13 protein-coding genes are annotated in these 16486 nt (G+C 70.0%); 7 read left to right on the forward strand and 6 right to left on the reverse strand.

The window, feature by feature from the left end; all coding sequences use genetic code 11:
* Nucleotides 1–16 precede the first annotated feature (16 nt).
* Nucleotides 17–1963 carry a KUP/HAK/KT family potassium transporter gene (locus BJ963_RS17380; RefSeq protein ID WP_179457714.1) on the reverse strand — a complete coding sequence of 649 codons (1947 nt, stop codon included), beginning with the start codon at nucleotides 1961–1963 and terminating at the stop codon, nucleotides 17–19.
* 25 nt (nucleotides 1964–1988) lie between these two features.
* Complete coding sequence (locus tag BJ963_RS17385) at nucleotides 1989–3023, reverse strand: LacI family DNA-binding transcriptional regulator (protein ID WP_179457715.1); 1035 nt, start codon at nucleotides 3021–3023, stop codon at nucleotides 1989–1991.
* A gap of 310 nt (nucleotides 3024–3333) precedes the next feature.
* Between BJ963_RS17385 and chvE the strand changes: the two genes are divergently transcribed.
* From chvE to BJ963_RS17405, 4 genes are all read left to right on the forward strand, one after another.
* Complete coding sequence (chvE, locus tag BJ963_RS17390) at nucleotides 3334–4455, forward strand: multiple monosaccharide ABC transporter substrate-binding protein (RefSeq protein ID WP_089914215.1); 1122 nt, start codon at nucleotides 3334–3336, stop codon at nucleotides 4453–4455.
* A 74-nt stretch (nucleotides 4456–4529) separates the two neighbouring features.
* Complete coding sequence (mmsA, locus tag BJ963_RS17395) at nucleotides 4530–6074, forward strand: multiple monosaccharide ABC transporter ATP-binding protein (protein ID WP_089914213.1); 1545 nt, start codon at nucleotides 4530–4532, stop codon at nucleotides 6072–6074.
* Nucleotides 6071–7246: a multiple monosaccharide ABC transporter permease gene (gene mmsB / locus BJ963_RS17400; RefSeq protein ID WP_089914211.1), complete on the forward strand. Its 1176-nt coding sequence runs from the start codon at nucleotides 6071–6073 to the stop codon at nucleotides 7244–7246. Before mmsA ends, mmsB begins: the two co-directional genes overlap by 4 nt.
* A gap of 223 nt (nucleotides 7247–7469) precedes the next feature.
* Nucleotides 7470–8243: an isocitrate lyase/PEP mutase family protein gene (locus BJ963_RS17405; RefSeq protein WP_179457716.1), complete on the forward strand. Its 774-nt coding sequence runs from the start codon at nucleotides 7470–7472 to the stop codon at nucleotides 8241–8243.
* A 201-nt stretch (nucleotides 8244–8444) separates the two neighbouring features.
* Here the strand turns inward: BJ963_RS17405 and BJ963_RS17410 are convergent, their stop codons facing one another.
* Together BJ963_RS17410 and BJ963_RS17415 are read right to left on the reverse strand one after the other, a co-directional pair.
* Nucleotides 8445–9368: an aldose 1-epimerase family protein gene (locus BJ963_RS17410; RefSeq protein ID WP_179457717.1), complete on the reverse strand. Its 924-nt coding sequence runs from the start codon at nucleotides 9366–9368 to the stop codon at nucleotides 8445–8447.
* A 116-nt stretch (nucleotides 9369–9484) separates the two neighbouring features.
* A complete protein-coding gene (locus tag BJ963_RS17415; protein WP_179457718.1) occupies nucleotides 9485–10936 on the reverse strand; it encodes a PucR family transcriptional regulator in 1452 nt (483 codons plus the stop codon).
* A gap of 91 nt (nucleotides 10937–11027) precedes the next feature.
* On the opposite strand from BJ963_RS17415, the gene gabT reads away from it, so the two are divergent.
* Both gabT and BJ963_RS17425 read left to right on the forward strand, forming a co-directional pair.
* A complete protein-coding gene (gene gabT / locus BJ963_RS17420) occupies nucleotides 11028–12389 on the forward strand; it encodes a 4-aminobutyrate--2-oxoglutarate transaminase (RefSeq protein ID WP_179457719.1) in 1362 nt (453 codons plus the stop codon).
* Entirely contained in the window at nucleotides 12386–13870 is a 1485-nt protein-coding gene (locus tag BJ963_RS17425; protein ID WP_179457720.1) for an NAD-dependent succinate-semialdehyde dehydrogenase, read from the forward strand. Before gabT ends, BJ963_RS17425 begins: the two co-directional genes overlap by 4 nt.
* A gap of 27 nt (nucleotides 13871–13897) precedes the next feature.
* Here BJ963_RS17425 and BJ963_RS17430 read toward each other — a convergent pair whose 3' ends face one another.
* Nucleotides 13898–14122 carry a three-helix bundle dimerization domain-containing protein gene (locus tag BJ963_RS17430; protein WP_089914198.1) on the reverse strand — a complete coding sequence of 75 codons (225 nt, stop codon included), beginning with the start codon at nucleotides 14120–14122 and terminating at the stop codon, nucleotides 13898–13900.
* A 58-nt stretch (nucleotides 14123–14180) separates the two neighbouring features.
* On the opposite strand from BJ963_RS17430, the gene BJ963_RS17435 reads away from it, so the two are divergent.
* The gene (locus tag BJ963_RS17435; protein WP_179457721.1) at nucleotides 14181–14873 is read left to right on the forward strand and encodes a PhzF family phenazine biosynthesis protein; all 693 of its coding nucleotides are present in this window, start codon (nucleotides 14181–14183) and stop codon (nucleotides 14871–14873) included.
* A 95-nt stretch (nucleotides 14874–14968) separates the two neighbouring features.
* Here BJ963_RS17435 and BJ963_RS17440 read toward each other — a convergent pair whose 3' ends face one another.
* Nucleotides 14969–16462 carry a catalase gene (locus BJ963_RS17440; RefSeq protein ID WP_179457722.1) on the reverse strand — a complete coding sequence of 498 codons (1494 nt, stop codon included), beginning with the start codon at nucleotides 16460–16462 and terminating at the stop codon, nucleotides 14969–14971.
* Between the last annotated feature and the right edge of the window lie 24 nt (nucleotides 16463–16486).

Here is a 16486-nt window from a genome sequence, read left to right on the forward strand (position 1 = left end):
GCCGGCCCGTGCCGGGTCAGATCTCGACGTCGCTGCCCATCGTCACGGTCCGGAGCGGAGGGAGCCCGAAACGGGCGGCGGGGTCGGCGGCGTTGTGGGCCAGCGCCACGAACAGCGACCGGCGCCAGCGCACCATCCCCTTGGCGCGCGTCGTGCGGATCGCTCCGCGCGAGATGAAGTACGAGGCGCGCGGGAAGTCGGAGGGATCGAGGGGAAGCGCCCCGGCGCGGCAGGCGGCGCGCAGGGCGCGGGGGATGTCGGGCTCGTCCGAGAAGCCGAAGCTGATGCTGAGGTGCTCGATGCCGTCGTCCGCGTAGCCCAGATCGTCGTAGGCGAACGCCTCGGAGGTGGGCACGTGCGGCACCTGGGCGATGCTGATCGACACGATGATCACGTGCTCGTGCAGGACGTGGTTGTGCTTGACGTTGGCGCGCAACGCCAGCGGGGTCGTGTCCTTGTTGGGATGCGGGAAGACGGCGACGCCGGGCACGCGCGGGAGGTTCTGCTCGCGCAGGTTGTCGATGAACTCGGAGAGCGAACCCTCTTTGCGCTTGCGGTCCTGCTGAACCAGCTGGCGCCCCCGCCGCCACGTGGTCATGACCAGGATGACGGCGGCGGCGATGAGCAGCGGTACCCAGCCGCCGTTGATGATCTTGGACAGGTTGCCGGCCAGGAACGCGAGCTCCAGCCCGCCGAACACCACGGCCGCGATCACGATCTTCCAGGGCGCCCAGTTCCACAGCGGCCGGGCGACGAGGAGCAGCAGCAGGGTGTCCACCACCAGCGCGCCCGTCACCGAGATGCCGTACGCGGTCGACAGCCGGTCGGACGACCCGAAGGCGAGCATGACGGCCATCACGCCGATGAACAGCAGGGTGTTGACCGCCGGCAGGTAGATCTGGCCGCCCTCGCGTTCGGAGGTCTGCCGGACCGTGAGCGGCGGCAGCAGCCCCAGTTGCACCGCCTGTCTCGAGAGCGAGTAGGCGCCCGAGATGACGGCCTGGCTCGCGATCACGGTCGCGGCCGTGGCCAGGATGACGACGGGGAGCCGGCTCCACTCGGGGAAGAGCAGGAAGAACGGGTTGCTGCGCGCCGAAGGGTCGTGCAGGATCAGCGCCGCCTGTCCCAGATAGTTGAGCGTCAGCGCCGGGAGGACGAGCACGAACCAGGCCCGGCGGATGGGGGAGCGGCCGAAGTGCCCCATGTCGGCATACAGGGCCTCCGCGCCCGTGATCACCAGCACCACCGCCCCCAGCGCGATGAACGAGATCACCGGGTGGGAGACGATGAAGACCACGGCGTAGGTGGGTGACAGGCCGAGGAGCACAGCCGGATACTGGACGACCATCGCGACCCCGGCCACTGCCATGACGACGAACCACAGCACCATGACCGGTCCGAACAGCACGCCGACCTTGCCCGTCCCGAACCGCTGGACGGCGAACAGGCTGATGATGATCACCGCCGCGATCGGGATCACCAGGTGCGAGATCGCCGGGATCGTGACGTGCAGACCCTCGACGGCCGACAGGACGGAGATCGCCGGGGTGATGATCGAGTCGCCGTAGAACAGCGAGACGCCGACGATGCCGATGACGAGCAGGATGCCCGCCTTGCCCGCCCGGCTCGCATAGAGCCGCTGCGCCAACGCGGCCAGGGCCATCACGCCGCCCTCGCCGTCGTTGTCCGCCCGCATCAGGATGCCGAGGTACTTGATCGAGACGATGATCGTGATGCTCCAGAACATCAGCGAGACCACACCGAACACGTCGTCCTGAGTGGGCCGCACCGCGCCGCCGTCGAGCAGGAAGACCGTCTTCAGCGCGTACAGCGGGCTGGTTCCGATGTCGCCGAACACCACGCCGAGCGCCGCGAGCGCAGCAGCAGCAAGCGCGCGCGGATGGTGGGGGGCGGCTGCGGGCGTGCCCGCGTCGGCCGTCGACGACGTCACGGATTGTCGCACCCCGCTCACGGTACGCCGATTCGGCTCAGCCGGGCACGCGCGGCGGAGCCGTGCTCTGCCGGACCACCAGCTGCGGGATCGGGTACTCCGCGGCGATCGCCGTCGCGTCCCCTCCCTCGATCTGCGTCACCAGCACGTCGATCGCGTGCGCGCCCAGCCAGGCGAAGTCCTGGCGGATCGTCGTCAGCGGCGGTGCGAAGTGCTTGGCCTCCGGGATGTCGTCGAAACCGACGATGCTCAGATCGCCCGGGATGGAAATGCCGAGCTCGGCCGCGGCGTGCATGAGTCCGAGCGCCATCTGGTCGTTGGAGGCGAACACCGCGGTGAAGTCGGGATGGTCGAGCAGCTTCAGTCCGACCTCGTAGCCCAGGTCGGAGGTCCAGTCGCCGAGCACCGGCGCGGTCGCGGGAAGGTCGTGGTCGGAGAGCTCGGCGAGGAAGCCGTTCATGCGGTCCTCGGCCTCGTTCCAGTCCTGCGGGCCGGCCAGATGCCGGATGCGGGTGTGGCCGAGCTCGATCAGATGCCGCGTCGCCAGCCGGGCCCCGGCCTCCTGGTCGAAGGCCGCGACGCGTCCGTCGCCGTCGTCCTTCCAGTGCATGCTCACGAACGGCACGCGCACCGCCACGCGCTGCAGGGCCTCGTGGGCCCGCTGCTGCGGCGCGATCACGACCACGCCGTCCACCCCCTGCGCCGAGAAGGCGTCGAGCGCCTCCGAGATGGCGGCGTCGTCCTCCCGGGCCAGGGTGGCCGAGAGGATGGCGTACCCGCGTGCCCGCGCCGCCTCGTCGATCGCCGCCGCCGCGCTGAACGGTCCGTAGTGCGACCGCGCGGAGACCAGCAGGCCGATGGTCTTGGAGCGGGAGGTGGCCAGGGCGCGGGCAGCGCTGTTCGGCCGCCAGGAGTGCTCCTCGATGACCTTCCGCACCTGCGCCTCGGTGGACGCCTTGATGTAGCGCTCGCCGTTGAGCACCCGGGACACGGTCTGGCGCGACACGCCGGCCAGCCGGGCGATGTCCCGGATGGAGAGCGCGCGCTCCTCGTCGGGTGGGTGCTTGTCCATGCATCCTGTCTCGTCGGCGAGAGCGGCAGCGCTGCCACGCTCGGTGAACGTCTTTCATCATATTTTTCCGCGGAGCACTTGACTGACGCCCGGCTCAGGTCATAACGTCTAACCCGTTCTGGGACCGGTCACATATATCGCGTACGGACCAGCATACGACGAGGGAGTCGCACATGACAGCAGCATTCGGATCGCACAGCAGCGACCGATCCCCGTCGCACGCTGCGACGGTGGCGCGTGACAGTTCCGAGCTCGGCGAGCCCGTGCGCAGTGGGCGTACGGGTCGCCCCATCGCTCGAAAGGAATCACAGTGAAGATCAGGAAAGTCGCACTCGCTGCGGCCGCGCTCGGCATCGCCGTCGCGCTCGCCGCGTGCACCGGGGGCCGTGGCGGCGGAACAGGGTCGACCACCGACAACAAGGGCGCGCTGGTCGGCGTCGCGATGCCGACGAAGGTGTCAGAGCGCTGGATCGCAGACGGCAATGCGGTCAAGTCGGATCTCGAGAAGAACGGCTACAAGGTCGATCTCGAGTACGCCAACAACGACATCCCCACCCAGGTGCAGCAGGTCAACACGATGATCACCAAGGGCGCGAAGGTGCTCATCATCGCCTCCATCGACGGTGGCTCGCTCACCGACCAGCTGGACGCCGCCGCCAAGGCGGGCATCAAGGTCATCTCGTACGACCGCCTGCTCACCGGCGACAAGAACGTCGACTACTACGTGTCGTTCGACAACTACAAGGTCGGCGTCTACCAGGCCAACTCGCTCCTCACCGGCCTCGGCGTCCTCGACGCCGACGGCAAGCCGACCGGCCAGAAGGGTCCGTTCAATATCGAGCTGTTCGCCGGGAGCCCCGACGACAACAACGCGACGTTCTTCTTCAACGGCGCGATGGACACGCTGAAGCCGTACATCGCGGACGGCACGCTGGTCGTCAAGAGCGGCCAGACCAACTTCAACCAGGTCGCCATCCTGCGCTGGGACCCGGCGACCGCCAAGGCCCGCATGCAGGACCTCGTCGCCAAGTCGTACTCGACCGGCACCGAGGTGCAGGGCGTGCTCTCGCCGTACGACGGCCTCTCGGACGGCATCCTCAGCGCGCTCGAGGGTGCGGGCTACGGGTCGGGCGGCAAGAAGCTCCCGATCATCACCGGCCAGGACGCCGAGGTCGCCAGCGTGAAGCAGATCATCGCGGGGACGCAGTACTCGACCATCTACAAGGACACCAGGAAGCTGGCCAACGAGGCCGCGAAGATGGCCAACGACCTGCTCTCCGGCAAGAAGCCCGAGGTGAACGACACCAAGAGCTACGACAACAAGGTCAAGGTCGTCCCGAGCTACCTGTTCCAGCCGGTCGTCGTCACCAAGGACAACTACAAGGAGATCCTGGTCGACAGCGGCTACTACAAGGAGTCCGACCTTCAGTAGGTCCGGCCTGACGGTCCGGGCCGGTCGGTGGACACGCCGCCGGCCCGGGCCTCATTCGCCAAGCAAGGGAGACCATGGCCAACACGATTCTCGAGATGCGCGGCATCTCGAAGTCCTTCCCCGGCGTCAAGGCGCTGCAGGATGTCTCGATCAGCGTCGAGGAGGGATCCGTCCACGCGATCTGCGGCGAGAACGGCGCAGGCAAGTCGACGCTCATGAAGGTCCTCTCGGGGGTGTACCCGCACGGGACCTTCGAGGGCGAGATCGTCATGAACGGCGAACCGGTCGAGTTCCGCTCGATCAACGACTCCGAAGCGGCCGGCATCGTCATCATCCACCAGGAGCTGGCGCTGTCGCCCTACCTCTCGATCGCCGAGAACATCTACCTCGGCAACGAGCGGCAGAAGCACGGGTTCATCGACTGGAACGAGACCAACCTGGAGGCGGCGAAGCTGCTCGCCCGGGTGGGTCTCCACGACAACCCGATCACCAAGATCAAGGACATCGGCGTCGGAAAGCAGCAGCTGGTCGAGATCGCCAAGGCGCTGTCCAAGGAGGTGAAGATCCTCATCCTCGACGAGCCGACGGCGGCACTGAACGACGAGGACTCCGCGCACCTCCTCGACCTGATCCGCCAGCTCCAGTCGCACGGGATCACGGCGATCATCATCAGCCACAAGCTCAACGAGATCAAGGCGATCGCCGACCGGGTGACCATCATCCGCGACGGACGCACGATCGAGACGCTCGAGATGGGCACGGAGGGCACCAGCGAGGAGCGCATCATCAAGGGGATGGTGGGCCGGGATGTGGCCAGCCGCTTCCCCGACCACGTCCCCCACATCGGCGAGGAGCTGCTCCGCGTCGAGGACTGGACCGTGCACCACCCGCTCGACCGCAACCGCGTCGTCGTGGACAACGTCAGCTTCAGCGTCCGTGCGGGCGAGATCGTCGGCATCGCCGGCCTCATGGGCGCGGGCCGCACCGAGCTCGCGATGAGCATCTTCGGCCGCAGCTACGGCGTCGGGATCAGCGGACGCGTGTACAAGCGCGGCCAGCAGATCTCGGTCAGCACGGTGTCGAAGGCGATCGCGAACGGCATCGCCTACTCGACGGAGGACCGCAAGCACTTCGGGCTCAACCTGATCGACAACATCCAGCGCAACATCTCGATCGCGGCGCTCGACAAGCTCGTCAACTGGTTCAAGTTCGTCAACGACCAGCGGGAGTCGCTGGTCGCGGAGGAGTACCGCCGGACGATGAACATCAAGACGCCCAACGTGCTGACGCTCACCGGGAAGCTCTCCGGCGGCAACCAGCAGAAGGTCGTGCTGTCGAAGTGGATGTACTCCGACCCGGATGTGCTCATCCTCGACGAGCCGACCCGCGGCATCGACGTCGGGGCGAAGTACGAGATCTACACGATCATCGACCGCCTCGCCGACCAGGGGAAGGGCATCATCGTCATCTCCTCGGAGCTGCCGGAGCTCCTCGGCATCTGCGACCGCATCTACACCCTGAGCGAGGGCCGCATCACCGCCGACGTCCCGCGCGAGAAGGCCACCGCCGAATACCTCATGCAATTCATGACCCAGGAACGCGAGAAGAACACCGCATGAAATCGCTCACCAAAGCCCTCACCTATCTGACCGGGCAGCTGCGTCAGATCGGGCTGTTCATCACCCTGATCGCCATCGTCGTCTTCTTCCAGATCGCGACGGGCGGCATCACCCTCGCGCCGATCAACGTGTCGAACCTGATCGTGCAGAACAGCTACATCCTCATCCTGGCGATCGGCATGGTGATGGTCATCATCGCCGGCCACATCGACCTGTCGGTGGGAAGCGTCGTGGCGTTCATCGGGGCGATGGCGGGTGTGTTCATCTCGAACTGGCATCTGCCGTGGCCGCTCGCCATCGTGTTCTGCCTGGTGCTGGGCGCCCTGGTGGGAGCCTGGCAGGGGTTCTGGATCGCGTACTTCGGCATCCCGGCCTTCATCGTCACCCTGGCCGGCATGCTCGCGTTCCGCGGCGCGGCGCAGATCGCGCTCGGCAACCAGCAGATCTCGTTCTTCCCGAAGGAGTTCCGGGCGATCGGCTCCGGCTTCCTTCCCGCGTTCGGGACCACCGGCTACGAGCCGCTGACGATGATCCTCGGTCTGCTCGCCAGCATCGCGATCCTCGTGTCGTCCCTCCGCCAGCGCGCTGTGCGCCGCAAGTACGACCTCGAGGACGAGCCGCTGTGGTGGTTCGTGGTGAAGCTGGTCTTCCTGGTGGCGCTGGTGCTCGTCATGACCGTCCTGCTCGCCAGCTACAACGGCACCCCGATCGTCCTGATCATCCTGGCCGTGCTGGTCGTCGGCTACTCGGCGATCATGAACCGCTCCGTGTTCGGCCGCCACATCTACGCGATCGGCGGCAACCTGGCCGCGGCCGCCCTCTCGGGCGTCAAGACCAAGCGGGTCACCTTCCTGCTGTTCGTCAACATGGGCGTGCTGTCCGCGGTGGCGGGTCTCGTGTTCACGGCCGGCCTGAACCTGGCGAGCCCCAGCGCGGGCAACGGGTTCGAGCTGGATGCGATCTCCGCCGTCTTCATCGGAGGCGCGGCGGTCACCGGCGGGATCGGAACGGTCACCGGCGCCATCATCGGTGGTCTGATCATCGGCGTGCTGAACAACGGCATGTCCATCCTCGGCATCGACAGCGACTACCAGCTGCTCATCAAGGGCCTGGTGCTGCTCGCCGCGGTCGCCTTCGACGTCTACAACAAGCGGCGGTCGGTCGGGCAGTAGCCTTCCGGCTCGCGCAGCCCCTCCGTTCCCGTCCGTCCGACGCGCCGGGAACGGAGGGTCTGCGCGTCGTACGTTCCCCGATCGCCTCCGTTTCTCGGCGGTTCGCGCATGCCGAGCCGCTATCTCCTCCCTCCGTGTCGCCGCGGGAGGAGGGGATCGCCTCCACGGCCCCCGCCGGGCTATCCTCGCCCGAGAAGGGTAGGAGCCCGCGAGGGGAGCAGGGATGACGTTCCACGAGCTGCATCACGGCGACCGGCCGCTCCTGCTGCCCAACGCCTGGGATGTGGGGTCTGCGATCGCCTTCGCCGCGGCGGGATTCCCCGCGGTCGGGACGACCAGCTTCGGCGTCAACGCCGCATCCGGCCGACCGGACGCGGAAGGCGCGAGCCGGGAGGCGACCGTCGCCCTCGTCGAGCGCATCACCGCCCTCCCGGTGTACATCTCCGCCGACATCGAGGACGGCTTCAGCGACGACCCCGGCGAGGTCGCCGCCCTGGTCGCGAGCCTGGGCGTCGCCGGAGTGAACCTCGAAGACTCCGCCGGCGGTCGTCTCGTCGACCCGGCCATCCCCGCGGCGAAGATCGCGGCGATCAGGCGGAGCGCCCCCGACGTGTTCGTGAACGCTCGCGTCGACTCCTACTGGTTCCACGAGGAGGCGACCGTGCCGGCCGTCGCCGAGCGCGCAGCGAGGTACGCCGACGCCGGGGCCGACGGCATCTTCGTGCCGGGAGCCGCGGACGCGGCGACGATCGAGCAGCTGGCCGCGGCCATCCCGCTTCCGCTCAACGTGCTCGTCGTCCCGGGCCTGAGCCTCGATCGCCTCGGCGAGCTGGGGGTGCGCCGCGTGAGCACCGGGTCCCTGCCGTACCGGGTCGCGATCGACGCGGCGGTGGATGTCGCGACGGCCGTGCGCGACGGCCGCGAACCGCCGACCGCCACCTCGTACGCGGAGGCGCAGCAGCGCCTGGTCGACTTCGCGCGGCGGACGGATCGCTGACGGAGGACGACCCGCTCGCCTTCGCGTTGCTGTCAGTGTGAGCGCATCCGACGGGGTGTCGACGGTCGCGTGAGCTGCTCGACATCGCGTACAGCGCAGCGGGTGGATGGCGCGCCCTAGCATCGCAGTGCGCGCGGCCGGTCGTGGAAGGCCGCGCGCACCTCTTTCCCGTCGTGTTCCGCGTCGTCCGGCGCGGTGCGGCTAGACGGCGCGGATGGTCCAGGAGGCCGCGGCCGAGGCTCCCGGCTCCAGCACGATGAGGTCGGTGCCGGAGTTGTAGGCATCCGGCGGGCAGGTCATGGGCTCGACGGCGAGGCCGAGCCGGTTCAGCTCGGGCACGGGCTGGTCGGCGGTGTGGATCTGCACCCAGGGGCAGTCCTCGCCCCAGGCGAGCTCGACGCCGGTGCCCTCCGGGGCCGTGACGCGGACGACGGCAGCGCCGTCCGCCGAGCGGGTGAGGCCGGTGAAGGCGTGGTCGATGAAGGTGTCGCCGATGGTCCGCGGCGTGCGGAAGTCCCAGTCGCCGTCCTGCTCGGTGGCGACGTCGGCGAGGCCGGTCGGGACCAGGCGGTCCTCGGTGACTGTGAGGACGAGGTCGGCGGGGAGGGACAGCGTCCAGTCGTCCACCCGTCCGTCGCCCGCGACGAGGTAGGGATGCGGGCCGGTGCCCCACGGTGCGCGCGTCGGGCCGGTGTTCGTGCCGGTCACCGTCGTGTGCAGGCCCTCTTCGTCGAGCGAGAACGCCACCGTCACCTCCACCCGGTGCGGGTAGCCGGCCTGCGCCTCGATGGTCGCGGCGAATGTCACGCTGTCCGCGGCTCGATCGACCGCGACGAAGTCGAGCCACGCCGCCAGCCCGTGCAGGGCGTGGCCGCGGGTGGGCTCGGTGAGCGCCAGCTGCTCCTCGACGCCGTCGAACGTGTATCGACCGTCGACGACCCGGTTCGGCCACGGTGCGAGGGTGGCGCCGCGGAAGGCGGGTCGCACCTCGTCGGCCTCGAACGGGACGACCAGGTCGCGTCCGTCGAACTGGAGCGTCCGCAGGGTGGCGCCGACCGACGCGATGGTCGCGTGGTAGTCGCCCGCCGTGAGGCCGAAGTGGGTTCCGGAGATGGGTGTGCTCATCCGCCCATTCTCTCCAACCCGTCCGCCCACCGTCGAGTCCGCAAACTTTGCACGTTCGGGAGCCCGGAAACGTGCAAAGTTTGCGGACTCGACGGTGGGGGCTCGCGGGAGCGGGGTCAGGTGGAGGCGCGGAGGGCGGCGTAGAGGTCGGCGCGGGCGGCGAAGGAGGTGAGGTCGCGGCCCAGCAGGCGCTCGGCCTCCGCGACGCGCGCACGCAGCGTGTGGCGGTGGATGCCGAGCTTCCGGGCGGCGACGTCGTACACGCCGTCCGAGTCGAGCCAGGTGCGCAGTACGCCCGGCAGGGCCGGGTCGGCCGCGGTCAGCGGCCGGAGCGCGCTCCGGGCGACGGCACGGGCGTCCGGCGTGTGCAGCAGGGCCAGCATCCCGGCGCCCGCCACCTCCTCGAACGACGGGAGGGGTTCGTCCGCCGTCGCTCGCCCGCGCGCAGCGCTCGCCTGCTCCACGGCCGCGGGGAGCGCATCGAGCTCGGCCTGTGCCGATAGGCCGCCGCGCAGGTCGAACCGCGTCGCGATGGCCGCGGCCGCCTCGTCGTCCCCGAGCACGACGAGATCGGAGCCCTCCCGTGCGAAGAAGCCGGATGCGTTGGTGTCGAGCCAGTCGAACGCCGCCGCGATCGCCGGGCCGCTCAGGACGGCGACGCGGAGAGGCGCCGCGGGCAGCGGTCCCAGCACCGGTTCTGCGACGGAGGCGGCGACGGCGAGGTCGCCGGCGACCAGAGCCCGCCACACCGCCGTCCGGAGGCGCTCGCGCGCCGCATCGGCCGCACGCGACTGCTCGAGCGCCAGCCCGGCGAGGGCGACGACGCCGGTGATCACCTGCTGGGCCGCAGCGTCCAGCGAGTCCGACCCGACCGCCAGCACGCCGCGCAGGCGCCCTGCGGCGCCGAGGGTCTGCAGGGCGAACGGCCCGGCGTCCGTTCCGACCGTTCCCGCCGCACGACGGCCGCTCCGCAGCAGCGGGTCGGCGGCCTCCGCCAGCGCCCGCCGGGCCCGGGCGTCGAGGGCGCCGGACGGATAGCTGCGCGCCACCGCGCCGTCCCCGCCGACGAGGGCGACCGGACGCTCGATCTGCCGCGACAGCTCGGAGAGGACGGCCCCGAGGGCGTCCGGGCGCAGCGCCGCGAGCGAGATCGCGCGCGAAGCGCGGAGCGCCCAGGTGCTGCGTGCGTACGCGTCCGCCGCCACGCGATCCGCCACGAAGCGCGCGACCGCGATGAACGGCGTGCGGTACGGGACCTCGAACAGCGGGAGCCCGTGCCGGGTGCAGGCCTCGACCAGCTCTGCCGGCGCTCCGTCGCGGACGACCTCCGTCCCGAAGCCGAGCGCCGCGATGCCGTGCTCGGCCAGCCGGCGGACGTACGGCTCGGCGTCCTCCGGCGGCTCGGTCACCAGCAGCACCTGGCCGCGCGACAGGAAGGGCGTCGGGTCGGGCAGGTCGGAGCTGTGCGCCCAGGCGAGGGGCGCATCCACGTCGCCGACTCCGGCCGGGGTGAGCAGGCGCAGTCCCAGCTCGCCGCGCGCGAGCAGCTGGGTGAGGGTCGCTGGCATGGGGCTCCATCTGCCAGGGTGTCGATCCCCGGCGCTGTGATTGTACGTCGCGTCCAGGTCTCTGTTCGCGCCGACTTCCTACATTCGAGACATGACCATCCTCGACACCGCCATCGACACCCCCGTCGGCGGACCCTCGCTCCCGCAGGAGCGCCGGCTCGTCACCCCGATCCCCGGCCCCGAGTCGCGCAAGCGCGCCGAGCGCAAGGCCCAGGCCGTCGCCGCCGGCGTCGGCACCACCATCCCCGTCTACACGGTCGCAGCGGGAGGCGGCGTGCTGGTGGATGTGGATGGCAACTCCCTCATCGACTTCGGCTCGGGCATCGCCGTGACCGGCGTGGGCAATGCGGCCCCGCGCGTCGTCGAGGCCGTCAGCGCGCAGGTCGCCGCCTTCACCCACACCTGCTTCACCGTGGCGCCCTACGACTCGTACGTCGAGGTCGCGGAGGCTCTGAACCGGCTCACCCCCGGCGACTTCGCCAAGCGGAGCGCGCTGTTCAACTCGGGCGCCGAGGCCGTCGAGAACGCCGTCAAGATCGCCCGCCACTACACGGGCAAGCAGGCCGTCGTCGCGTTCGACCACGCCTACCACGGCCGCACGAACCTCACGATGGGCCTCACCGCCAAGAACCAGCCGTACAAGAACGGCTTCGGCCCGTTCGCACCGGAGATCTACCGCGCACCGCTCAGCTACCCGCTGCGCGACGGCGGGCTCTCCGGCGCCGAGGCGGCGTCCCGGGCGATCAGCATGATCGAGAAGCAGGTCGGCGCCTCCAACCTCGCTGCGCTCATCATCGAGCCGATCCAGGGCGAGGGCGGCTTCATCGTCCCGGCCGACGGATTCCTCCCCGCCCTGCAGCAGTGGGCGAACGCGAACGGCGTGGTCTTCATCGCCGACGAGGTGCAGACCGGCTTCGCCCGCACCGGAACCATGTTCGCCTCCGAGCAGTTCGGCATCGTCCCCGACCTCATCGTCACGGCCAAGGGCATCGCCGGCGGTCTGCCGCTGTCGGCCGTCACCGGCCGCGCGGAGATCATGGACGCGCCGCAGGTCGGCGGCCTGGGCGGCACCTACGGCGGCAACCCGCTCGCCTGCGTCGCGGCGCTCGCCGCGATCGAGACCTACGAGCGGGAGGACCTGGCCGCGCGTGCCCGGCAGATCGGCGACATCCTGTTCGAGAAGCTCGGCGCCCTGCGCGATGCCGACGCCCGCGTCGCCGAGGTCCGCGGACGTGGTGCGATGGTCGCGATCGAGCTCGTCGATCCGGCCACCGGCGCGCCGGACGCCGCGCTCACGGCGAAGGTCGCCGCGGCGGCGCATGCTGCGGGCGTCGTGCTGCTCACCTGCGGCACCTACGGCAATGTGATCCGCTTCCTCCCGCCGCTGAGCATCCCGGACCACCTCCTCATCGAGGGCCTGGATGTCGTGGCCGAGGCGGTGGCGGGCGCATGACCATCGTCGACACCGTCACCGAGCCGAGGGCGCTCGAGGCGGAGCTGCTCGCCCGCGTGCCCGACGGCCTCTTCATCGGCGGACGATGGGAGCAGGGGACCCGCGACCCGATCGAGGTGCAGGACCCGGCGACCGGTCGCGTGATCAAGCGCATCGCCAACGCCGACCCGGCGGACGGTATCCGTGCGCTGGATGCGGCGGTCGCCGCCGCCGACGCGTGGGCCGCCACCGCGCCGCGGGTCCGCGCCGAGATCCTGCGCCGGGCGTTCGACCTGCTGCAGGAGCGCCGCGACGACTTCGCCCTGCTCATGACGCTCGAGATGGGAAAGCCGCTCGCGGAGGCGAACGGCGAGGTCACCTACGGCGGCGAGTTCCTGCGCTGGTTCTCGGAGGAGGCGGTGCGCATCTCCGGCCGCTTCGGCCAGAACCCCGAGGGGACCGGCACGATGGTCGTCTCGCAGCGACCGGTCGGACCGTGCTACCTGATCACCCCGTGGAACTTCCCGCTGGCGATGGCCACCCGGAAGATCGCGCCGGCGCTCGCCGCGGGCTGCACGGTCGTCGTGAAGCCGGCCGAGCTGACCCCGCTGACCACGCTGTTCTTCGCGCAGCTGCTCGCCGACGCCGGGGTGCCCGCCGGGGTCGTCAACGTCATCCCGACGAGCACGGCGCGCACGGTGTCCGAGCCGATCATCGCCGACCCGCGGCTCCGCAAGCTGTCGTTCACCGGCTCGACCCCGGTCGGCCGCTCGCTGCTCGCCCAGGCCGGCCAGAACGTGCTCCGCACGTCGATGGAGCTGGGCGGAAACGCCCCGTTCGTCGTGTTCGGCGACGCCGACCTGGAGAAAGCGGTCGATGGCGCGATGCTGGCGAAGTTCCGGAACATCGGCCAGGCCTGCACCGCGGCCAACCGGTTCATCGTGCACGAGTCGGTCGCGGATGAGTTCGCCCGCCGGGTCACCGAGCGGGTGCAGGCCCTGCGGATCGGCCGCGGAACCGAGGAGGGCGTCACCATCGGCCCGCTCATCGACGACCGCGCCGTCGCATCCATGTCGGCCCTGGTCGAGGATGCGGTCGGCCGCGGCGCGCGCGTGCTCACCGGCGGCACGGCACCGGAGGGCGACGGGTACTTCTTCGAGCCGACCGTGATCGTGGATGTGCAGCCCGGCAGCGAGATCCTCCGCGAGGAGATCTTCGGACCGATCCTCGCGGTCACCACGTTCTCGACGGAGGACGAGGCCGTCGCGGCCGCGAACTCCACCGAGTACGGGCTGGTCGGCTACGTCTTCACGCAGGACCTGGCCCGCGGTCAGCGGATGATCGACCGCGTCGACACCGGCATGATGGGCCTCAACACGGGCCTGGTCTCGAACGCGGCCGCGCCGTTCGGCGGCGTCAAGCAGTCCGGTCTCGGGCGCGAAGGGGGCCTGGAGGGCATCCACGAGTACCTCAGCACGAAGTACACGCTGATCCCGGCCTGACCGGGTGAGCCAGGAAGAGCGCGCCGATCAGTCGGCGCGCTTTTCCGCGTTCAGTTCCTGCTTGACGTCGTGCTCGATCAGCACGGGGACGAAGTCGCGGACCGGCGCGCCGTCGAACTCCTCGTGGTGCTTCTCGACCAGCTCGTCGATGCGCTCGCGAGGCACCTGCGGATAGCGCTCGGCGAGCCGCTCGGCGGCGTGCTCGACGGCGAGATCCTCTTCGCTGGCGTTCTGGCGGTCGTCGATCGTCATGGCGCGATTATGCACCAGCCGGGTTAACGAAGTGGAGGCCTTCTGCCAGGCTGATGGCATGGATGAGACCATCGAAGTAGTCGTCGTTCGCGTGTTCACGGATGAGAGCGGCCGCAACGGCAACGAGCTCGGCATCGTCACGAGCTCCCCGGCCACCGCGTCCCGCGAGCAGGACATCGCCAACGCGCTCGGCTTCAGCGAGACCGTGTTCGTGGATGAGGTGGACGAGCCCGGCCGCGCAGCGCGCATCCGCATCTTCACCCCGGCGAAGGAGCTGCCGTTCGCGGGGCACCCGAGCGTCGGGACGGCCTGGTGGCTGGCCGACCGCCGCACGCCGGTCGACGTGCTGCGCGAGCCGGCGGGGGAGGTCGAGGTCGCCGTCGCCGTCGACACCGCCTGGATCACCGCGCGCGCGGAGTGGACGCCGGCCTTCGAGTGGCTCGAGCTGAAGTCGCCCGAGGACGTGGATGCGCTCGACCCGTTCGCCTTCACCTCCGGGCAGCACTTCGCCTACGCGTGGATCGACGAGGCGGCGGGCACCCTCCGCGCCCGGATGTTCGCGCCGGAGATGGGGATCATCGAGGACGAGGCGACGGGGGCCGCGGCGATCGCGCTGACCGCCCGGCTCGGGCGGCCGCTCAGCATCCTGCAGGGCGAGGGGTCGCAGCTCGCGACGGAGCCGCTCGGCGACGGGCGCATCCGCGTCGGGGGGACCACGGTCTACGACCGCACCATAGACGCGACCCTGTAGCCGGTCCCGTTCCCGGTCGCTTTCCGCACGACGACTTGACACGACACGCCGTCATCCCCGCGGGGATGACGGCGTGTCGTGTCAGGGAGGTGGGTCTACTCGGCGACGCCCACGTACTCCGCGGCCCCGTCCGGGGTCTGCGACGCCGAGTCGAGGCGGTCGCGGAGCGCGCGGCCGAGCGACGCATCCACGTTCGTCCAGTACTGGATGGCGCGCTCGCGGATGTCCTCCCGCTTCACGCCGCCGACGGCGCCGGCGATCGTGTCGAGGAAGCGGGCGCGGGCGGCGTCGTCGAACACCTCGCGGTACAGCGCGCCGGCCTGGCCGAAGTCGTCGTCCTCCGCGTGCAGCGTCGCCGCCGAGCGGACGAGCGCGCCGTCGGACTCCCAGGATCCCTCGCCCGCGCGCTCCGGCTGGGCGGACGGTCCGCCGAACGAGTTCGGCGCGTACACCGGGGCGTCGGCCGGCTTGAAGCCGTGGCGCGCCGCGCCGTCCTGCGAGTAGTTGTGCACCGGAGCCACCGGGCGGTTCACCGGCAGCTCGTTGTAGTTGGTGCCGACGCGGTAGCGCTGGGCGTCCGGGTAGGAGAACACACGCGCCATCAGCATCTTGTCCGGGCTGATGTCGATGCCGGGGACGGTGTTGGCCGGCGAGAACGCGGCCTGCTCGATCTCCGCGAAGAAGTTCTGCGGGTTCTCGTTGAGCGTGTGGATGCCGACCTCGATCAGCGGGTAGTCGCTGTGCGGCCACACCTTGGTCAGATCGAACGGGTTGAAGCGGTACGTCTTGGCGTCCTCGTACGGCATGACCTGGACCGACACGCGCCACGCCGGGAAGTCGCCGCGCTCGATCGCCTCGTACAGGTCGCGGCGGTAGTGGTCCGCGTCGGCGCCGGCCAGCTGCTCGGCCTCGACGCCGGTGATCTCCTCGTTGCCCTGCAGGGAGTGGAAGTGGTACTTCACCCAGAAGCGCTCGCCCGCCGCGTTGATCCACTGGTAGGTGTGCGATCCGTAGCCCGGCATGGTCCGCCAGGAGCGGGGGAGGCCGCGGTCGCCCATGAGATAGGTGACCTGGTGCGCCGACTCGGGCGACAGCGTCCAGAAGTCCCACTGCATGTCGGCGTCGCGGAGGCCGGAGCCGGGGAGGCGCTTCTGCGAGTGGATGAAGTCGGGGAACTTGATGCCGTCGCGGATGAAGAAGACGGGGGTGTTGTTGCCGACGATGTCGTAGTTGCCCTCGGTGGTGTAGAACTTCACCGAGAAGCCGCGGACATCGCGCCAGGTGTCGGGGGAGCCCTGCTCGCCGGCGACCGAGGAGAACCGCTGGAGGGTGCGGGTCGCGGTGCCGGGCTGGAAGACGGCGGCCTTCGTGTAGGCGGTCACATCGCCGGTCACGATGAACTCGCCGAACGCGCCGCCGCCCTTCGCGTGCACGATGCGCTCCGGGATGCGCTCACGGTTGAACTGGGCGAGCTTCTCGACGAGGTAGCGGTCGTGGAGCGCGGTGACGCCGTCGCGTCCTGCCGTCAGCGAGTGGGCGTCGCTGGCGACGGGGGTTCCGGTCTGGGTCGTGGTGTAGTCGTCCGTCATAGTTCTCCCGGTGTCGGTGAGCGC

The sequence above is a fragment of the Leifsonia soli genome (genome assembly GCF_013408745.1).
Taxonomy (GTDB): Bacteria; Actinomycetota; Actinomycetes; order Actinomycetales; family Microbacteriaceae; genus Leifsonia; species Leifsonia soli.